Source organism: Actinomycetospora sp. (assembly GCF_055612215.1).
On the sequence record NZ_JBVPVA010001144.1, the window covers coordinates 1 to 1,375 of the forward strand.

At 77.7% G+C, this 1,375-nt stretch carries 1 protein-coding gene and 1 pseudogene; both read left to right on the top strand.

Translation table 11 applies throughout. The features are described 5' to 3' along the window. Positions 1-85: 85 nt before the first annotated feature. The gene (locus tag AC0CYZ_RS30835) at positions 86-970 is read left to right on the top strand and encodes a class I SAM-dependent methyltransferase (protein WP_472221933.1); all 885 of its coding nucleotides are present in this window, start codon (positions 86-88) and stop codon (positions 968-970) included. Continuing rightward, positions 967-1,375 (top strand): annotated as a pseudogene (locus AC0CYZ_RS30840) (hypothetical protein); the annotation flags it as partial. The gene AC0CYZ_RS30835 and the pseudogene AC0CYZ_RS30840, both read left to right, overlap by 4 nt.

Sequence of the window (1,375 nt, forward strand, 5' to 3'; positions counted from 1 at the left end):
CGCCGGGGGTCGGCGCAGGCTCTCGGCAGGTGACGGACCGGTCTCGGGGCCGTGCCAGGATGCCCCCATGAGCGCCGGCGCCGCGATGCCGCCACCGGGGCCGGGAGCGTCGGCGGGCACGTCCGGCACCGTCGCCCGGCCGGTCGGTGCCGCGGAGTCGGTGGCCGCGAGCCGCGCCTGGTGGGACGACGAGGCGCCCGGCTACCAGGCCGAGCACGGCGCCTTCCTCGGCGACGTCGACTTCGTCTGGTGCCCCGAGCGGCTGCGCGAGGCCGACGCGGGTCTGCTCGGTCCGCCGTCGGCCCTCGTCGGGGCCCGCGTGCTCGAGGTCGGCTGCGGCGCCGCGTCGTGCGCGCGCTGGTTGGTCGACCGCGGGGCCGACGCCGTCGGGATCGACCTCTCGGCCGGGATGCTGGCCCAGGCCCGCGCCGCCGACGCGCGCTCCGGGGTGGCCGTGCCGCTGGTCCAGGCCGACGCCTCCCACCTGCCCTTCCCCGATGGCGCCTTCGACCTGGCGTGCTCCGCGTTCGGCGCGGTGCCCTTCGTCGCCGACACCGCCGCTCTCATGGCGGAGGTCGCGCGGGTCCTGCGCCCGGGCGGGCGGTGGGTGTTCGCGGTCAACCACCCGATGCGCTGGATCTTCCCGGACGACCCCGGCGAGGACGGCCTGTGCGTCACGCAGTCCTACTTCGACCGCACCCCCTACGCCGAAGCCGACGACGACGGTCGCATCGTCTACGTCGAGCACCACCGGACGCTCGGCGACCGGGTCGCCGACGTCGTCGGGGCGGGCCTGGTGCTCGAGGGTGTCGTCGAGCCGGAGTGGCCCGACGACCTCGACGAGGTGTGGGGCCAGTGGTCGCCGCTGCGCGGCGCCCTGTTCCCCGGGACCGCGATCTTCCGGTGCCTTCGCCCAGGTGGCCCCGAGGGTCCCGACGACGGGTCGGGACCGGTCGGGCGCCCCCGATGACCGGCGGACCGCGCGCCGCGCTCCCGGACTCCCCCGCGCAGGTGCTCGCCGACCTCCTCGAGGTCCAGCAGCGCCGGTTCGCCGCGCTCGACCCGCGGCTGCCGCGCGCTGCGGCGCCCCCTCCCGGCGACGTCGTCGTGGTCGGGAACCCGCCCGAGCGCGTCGCCGGTGTCGTGACCCACCACGTGTGGCCCGCGGGCAGCGGGTCGCTGCTGTGGTCGGCCGCCCAGGTCACCGAGCTCCACCCGGTGATCGGCGCCGCGGGCCACGCCCCGCTGCACGCGCTGGTCGCGGCCTGGCGCGGTCAGGTGCTGCCCGCCGTGCTGCGCGACGAGGACTCCGCGGCCGTGGTCACCTGGCCCAGCCGCGACGTCGTCGCGACCCGCGTCTTCCTCGACCACGGGC